Genomic DNA, 6,515 nt, shown 5'->3' on the forward strand with positions numbered 1-6,515 from the left:
TATTAAGCCCACTTTAAGCCTCGCTTTTGTAATATTTCACTCCCATTTGATTGAGCTTCTGTCTCTTCTTGTAGGTTTAGCAAATGTATGAGCTTTTTTGTTTATCATAAACATTGAGAGCATAGACTTATGTTTAAAAACTGCATCAAAGATACTAAGGGTTATTTCTTATGGTTGTTCTTTATCAATATAATCAATGTTTGCATTAGCTTTTAAGATGAGCTTAAAGCTGTTTTTGCTGGTTATATTTGGTATGATCTTTGACATCTAAGCAAGAAAATGAAGTATTTTATTTCTTAATCTTTTAATAAGAGTAAAGACAATAAAAACTTGTATTTCTTAGTTCAATTCTTAATAACTCAAATATGACTTTGAGAGATTTTAGAATCTATTTTTACTTTAATAAAGCAAAAATAGCATAATAGAATCTATAAACTCTAGTCTTTGTGATAAAGAAACACTAAGAGATGAAGGACAAACTTATCAAAGCAATCACATTTATTTAGTGATTAATGTGAAGCATTTTATGGAGAGTTTGATCCTGGCTCAGAGTGAACGCTGGCGGCGTGCCTAATACATGCAAGTCGAACGATGAAGCTTTTAGCTTGCTAGAAGTGGATTAGTGGCGCACGGGTGAGTAATGCATAGGTTATGTGCCCTTTAGTCTGGGATAGCCACTGGAAACGGTGATTAATACTGGATACTCCCTACGGGGGAAAGGGACTCTTAAATATGCTCCTAGAGTATTTTTAAAACAAGAAGTCGCGTGAGTGAAAAGGAAAATTGTAGAAGGCTTATAAAAATAAGTCAAAACAATTTGACGCATTCAAACACGATGAATTTTTTGAATTTAAAGATATTCTAGGGGTATATTTAAGAGTCTCCGCTAAAGGATCAGCCTATGTCCTATCAGCTTGTTGGTGAGGTAATGGCTCACCAAGGCTATGACGGGTATCCGGCCTGAGAGGGTGATCGGACACACTGGAACTGAGACACGGTCCAGACTCCTACGGGAGGCAGCAGTAGGGAATATTGCTCAATGGGGGAAACCCTGAAGCAGCAACGCCGCGTGGAGGATGAAGGTTTTAGGATTGTAAACTCCTTTTGTGAGAGAAGATTATGACGGTATCTCACGAATAAGCACCGGCTAACTCCGTGCCAGCAGCCGCGGTAATACGGAGGGTGCAAGCGTTACTCGGAATCACTGGGCGTAAAGAGTGCGCAGGCGGGGTGGTAAGTCAGATGTGAAATCCTGTAGCTTAACTACAGAACTGCATTTGAAACTATCACTCTAGAGTATGGGAGAGGTAGGTGGAATTCTTGGTGTAGGGGTAAAATCCGTAGAGATCAAGAGGAATACTCATTGCGAAGGCGACCTACTGGAACATTACTGACGCTCATGCACGAAAGCGTGGGGAGCAAACAGGATTAGATACCCTGGTAGTCCACGCCCTAAACGATGAATGCTAGTTGTTGCCCTGCTTGTCAGGGCAGTAATGCAGCTAACGCATTAAGCATTCCGCCTGGGGAGTACGGTCGCAAGATTAAAACTCAAAGGAATAGACGGGGACCCGCACAAGCGGTGGAGCATGTGGTTTAATTCGAGGATACGCGAAGAACCTTACCTAGGCTTGACATTGATAGAATCCGCTAGAGATAGTGGAGTGCTGGCTTGCCAGAGCTTGAAAACAGGTGCTGCACGGCTGTCGTCAGCTCGTGTCGTGAGATGTTGGGTTAAGTCCCGCAACGAGCGCAACCCTCGTCCTTAGTTGCTAGCAGCTCGGCTGAGCACTCTAAGGAGACTGCCTTCGTAAGGAGGAGGAAGGTGAGGACGACGTCAAGTCATCATGGCCCTTACGCCTAGGGCTACACACGTGCTACAATGGGGCATACAATGAGGAGCAATACCGCGAGGTGGAGCAAATCTCTAAAATGTCTCTCAGTTCGGATTGTAGTCTGCAACTCGACTACATGAAGCTGGAATCGCTAGTAATCGCAAATCAGCAATGTTGCGGTGAATACGTTCCCGGGTCTTGTACTCACCGCCCGTCACACCATGGGAGTTGTATTCGCCTTAAGTCGGGATACTAAATTGGTTACCGCCCACGGCGGATGCAGCGACTGGGGTGAAGTCGTAACAAGGTAACCGTAGGTGAACCTGCGGTTGGATCACCTCCTTTCTAGAGATATGTTAAAACATTCGCTTGTTTTAACCAACTCTGTATTTGAAGAGAGAATAAAATACTCAATGGACTTGCTTAGTTTTCAGGGATCTCCAAAATAGCAGTTTAAATAGTAAGCTTAAGGGGCTTATAGCTCAGGTGGTTAGAGCGCACCCCTGATAAGGGTGAGGTCGGAGGTTCAAGTCCTCCTAAGCCCACCAAAATTGTTCTTTTTGCGATAAAGCACTGATTCCTCATTGTTTTTTTAGTCATTACTTACTTGGTAATCCCTTTCAAAGACAATAATCAGCACTTTTTCATCAAAGATAACTAATTTTAAAATTATCAAACTATTAGAGAGATTAGATTCTAATTTAATAGTTCTCTTGGGGAATTAGCTCAGCTGGGAGAGCGCCTGCTTTGCACGCAGGAGGTCAGCGGTTCGATCCCGCTATTCTCCACCACTTGTAGAATCTTAAGTTGCAATGTGAGAGATTGATATAAATCCATAAAGTCTTATACAGAGATTGCATAAGTTTTTTATGAAGTTATAGAATCTAAGGATTTATCTTTCATATTTAGCTTTATGTATGCGATTGTGTGATGATGAGAGACAAAAAAGTTTAATGCAAGGCTTAAAGCTTGTAAGCTTAGAAACAAGGAATTAAGCAGAAGCAAAAAGGTTCTTAAACTTTGCATTAGACTTTAGTCTAAGTGTTATTTGAAAACTTATTGTTAAAGCCTAAAATAGTAATTAACTACAATTACGCGATATATTGTTTTATTGTTTGTCATACATTCAATAAGGCAGTATCCTTAGAAGTAAAAGCTTGTAAGGGCAAATGGTGGATGCCTTGGGTGATAGAGGCGATGAAGGACGTACTAGACTGCGATAAGCTACGGGGAGCTGTCAAGAAGCTTTGATCCGTAGATTTCCGAATGGGGCAACCCAATACCTAGAGATAGGTATTACCTTTAATGGAGCGAACCTAGCGAAGTGAAACATCTCAGTAGCTAGAGGAAAAGAAATCAAACGAGATTCTCTTAGTAGCGGCGAGCGAACGGGGAAGAGGGCAAACCCAATGCTTGCATTGGGGGTTGAGGACTGCAATATCCACTGCAATCTTTTAGCAGAATATTCTGGAAAGGATAATCATAGAGGGTGATAGTCCCGTATGCGAAAAGAGATTGCTAGGTAGCAGTATCCAGAGTAGGTCAGGACACGTGAAATCCGGGCTGAAGCAGGGGAGACCACTCTCCAACCCTAAATACTCCTATCACACCGATAGCGAACAAGTACCGTGAGGGAAAGGTGAAAAGAACCGCAGTGAGCGGAGTGAAATAGAACCTGAAACCATTTGCCTACAATCATTCAGAGCCCTATGATTTATCAGGGTGATGGACTGCCTTTTGCATAATGATCCTGCGAGTTGTGGTATCTGGCGAGGTTAAGCAAACGCGAAGCCGTAGCGAAAGCGAGTCTGAAAGGGCGTTTAGTCAGATGCTGCAGACCCGAAGCCAAGTGATCTATCCATGGCCAAGTTGAAGTAAGTGTAATAGCTTATGGAGGACTGAACTCGTGCCCATTGAAACGGGCTGGGATGAGCTGTGGATAGGGGTGAAAGGCCAAACAAACTTGGTGATAGCTGGTTCTCTTCGAAATATATTTAGGTATAGCCTCAAGTGATAGTAATAGGGGGTAGAGCTCTGATTGGGCTAGGGCTGCTCACCGCGGTACCAACCCCTGTCAAACTACGAATACCTATTACCGTATCTTGGGAGTCAGGCGGTGGGTGATAAAATCAATCGTCAAGAGGGAAACAACCCAGACTACCAACTAAGGTCCCAAAGTTCTATTCTAAGTGGAAAATGATGTGAAGTTACTTAGACAACCAGGAGGTTGGCTTAGAAGCAGCCATCCTTTAAAGAAAGCGTAACAGCTCACTGGTCTAGTGATTTTGCGCAGAAAATATAACGGGGCTAAGATAGACACCGAAGTTGTAGATTGTGCTGATGCACAGTGGTAGAAGAGCGTTCGTATCAGCGTTGAAGGCATACCGGTAAGGAGTGCTGGAGCGATGCGAAGTGAGCATGCAGGAATGAGTAGCGATAAAAGTGGTGAGAATCCACTTCGCCGAAAATCTAAGGTTTCCTACGCGATGCTCGTCATCGTAGGGTTAGTCGGGTCCTAAGACAAGTCCGAAAGGGGTAGTCGATGGCAAATGGGTTAATATTCCCATACCAACATAAGTGTGCGATGGGGGGACGCATAGGGCTAAGTAGCGTTAGCTGATGGAAGTGCTAACTTAAGAGTGTAGATTGGAGGATTGGCAAATCCGCCTCTGTATTTGAAACTCCAATAGCTTCAAGCGATCTTCGGATCAATTGGAGTGCTACTGACGCCGTCGTGCCAAGAAAAGCCTCTAAGTTTAGCTTATGTTGCCCGTACCGCAAACCGACACAGGTAGATGAGATGAGTATTCTAAGGCGCGTGAAAGAACTCTGGTTAAGGAACTCTGCAAACTAGCACCGTAAGTTCGCGATAAGGTGTGCCACAGCAATGTGGTCTCAGCAAAGAGTCCCTCCCGACTGTTTACCAAAAACACAGCACTTTGCAAACTCGTAAGAGGAAGTATAAGGTGTGACGCCTGCCCGGTGCTCGAAGGTTAAGAGGATCCGTTAGCAGCAATGCGAAGCGTTGAATTGAAGCCCGAGTAAACGGCGGCCGTAACTATAACGGTCCTAAGGTAGCGAAATTCCTTGTCGGTTAAATACCGACCTGCATGAATGGCGTAACGAGATGGGAGCTGTCTCAACCAGGGATTCAGTGAAATTGTAGTGGAGGTGAAAATTCCTCCTACCCGCGGCAAGACGGAAAGACCCCGTGGACCTTTACTACAGCTTGGCACTGCCGATGGGAGCATTATGCGCAGGATAGGTGGGAGGCTTTGAAGTCTTCACTCTGGTGGAGATGGAGCCATCGTTGAGATACCACCCTTAATGTTTCTGTCTGCTAACTAGCTTGAGTTATCCTCAAGTAGGACAATGCCTGGTGGGTAGTTTGACTGGGGCGGTCGCCTCCTAAAAAGTAACGGAGGCTTACAAAGGTTGGCTCATTGCGGTTGGAAATCGCAAGAAGAGTGTAATGGCATAAGCCAGCCTGACTGCAAGACAAACAAGTCAAGCAGAGACGAAAGTCGGTCATAGTGATCCGGTGATTCTGTGTGGAAGGGTCATCGCTCAAAGGATAAAAGGTACCCCGGGGATAACAGGCTGATCTCCCCCAAGAGCTCACATCGACGGGGAGGTTTGGCACCTCGATGTCGGCTCATCGCATCCTGGGGCTGGAGCAGGTCCCAAGGGTATGGCTGTTCGCCATTTAAAGCGGTACGCGAGCTGGGTTCAGAACGTCGTGAGACAGTTCGGTCCCTATCTGCCGTGGGCGTAGGAAAGTTGAGGAGAGCTGTCCCTAGTACGAGAGGACCGGGATGGACACGCCACTGGTGTACCAGTTGTTCTGCCAAGAGCATCGCTGGGTAGCTACGCGTGGATGTGATAACCGCTGAAAGCATCTAAGCGGGAAGCCAACTCCAAGATGAACTTTCCCTGAAGGTCGCAGCAAGACTAGCTGCTTGATAGGGTAGATGTGTAAGCATAGTAATGTGTTTAGCTGACTACTACTAATAGACCGCTTGGCTTTTTTCTAAGATACTGCCTTATTGAGTGTATGGGAGTCTTAAGTCTTAAAGAGATGAGATTCTAAACATAAGATAAAAGCGTGGTTGTAGAGATTACTAAGGCTTTACAATACTTTACATAAAGCGAGCTTTGAAGGATTCTAGCAATGTTTAGAATCTAAAAAGAGAGTATAAAACAGCAAATATTATAATTTCTCTCTTTACTTTAAAGCAAGTCGTAAAGAAAAATGGAAATAAGGATAAGCAGAGCTTAATGCAATGATAGCTTTACATCTTATGATTTAAAAACATTGCATAAAAAGAATAATAAAGAGACTAGGCAAGAAAAATGTTAAGTCTCTAAGCTTTACAAGCTTAGCATCTTAGCTTATGAATAAACTAATAAACAAGAGATTGTCTAGAAGGGGCTTATTGCTTGCTAGGGTAATGAGGCTAAAGGCATAAGCTTTTTAGAGAGTTAATGCTTTAGACTTTAAGCCTTAGATTCTTAAAGTTTTTAGAATCTAGCCTATCTTATCTTTATTTCCCTTTTTCTTGTGTCTATAGAGAGAAGGCAACACCCAGCTCCATTCCGAACCTGGCAGTTAAGCTTCTCTTCGCCGATGATACTGCACTTTTCAAGTGTGGGAATGTAGGTCGATGCAGGGATAGGGAA

The 6,515-nt window shown here is 44.0% G+C and carries 2 tRNA genes and 3 rRNA genes; all 5 read left to right on the plus strand.

Annotated elements, in window-relative coordinates:
• Window positions 1–523: 523 nt before the first annotated feature.
• The 5 genes from LS67_RS09235 to rrf all read left to right on the plus strand — a co-directional run bounded on the left by LS67_RS09235 (window position 524) and on the right by rrf (window position 6,508).
• Window positions 524–2,180 (plus strand): 16S ribosomal RNA (locus LS67_RS09235).
• Between the two features lie 126 nt (window positions 2,181–2,306).
• Window positions 2,307–2,383: transfer RNA gene (locus LS67_RS09240), tRNA-Ile, on the plus strand.
• Window positions 2,384–2,550: 167 nt separating this feature from the next.
• A tRNA-Ala gene (locus LS67_RS09245) sits at window positions 2,551–2,626 on the plus strand.
• Between the two features lie 358 nt (window positions 2,627–2,984).
• Window positions 2,985–5,867: ribosomal RNA gene (locus LS67_RS09250) — 23S ribosomal RNA — on the plus strand.
• 525 nt (window positions 5,868–6,392) lie between these two features.
• Window positions 6,393–6,508, plus strand: a 5S ribosomal RNA gene (gene rrf, locus LS67_RS09255).
• Together the 16S, 23S and 5S rRNA genes with 2 tRNA genes alongside form the textbook arrangement of a ribosomal RNA operon.
• Window positions 6,509–6,515: the final 7 nt, after the last annotated feature.

Source organism: Helicobacter sp. MIT 03-1616 (assembly GCF_000765685.2).
GTDB lineage: Bacteria > Campylobacterota > Campylobacteria > Campylobacterales > Helicobacteraceae > Helicobacter_C > Helicobacter_C typhlonius.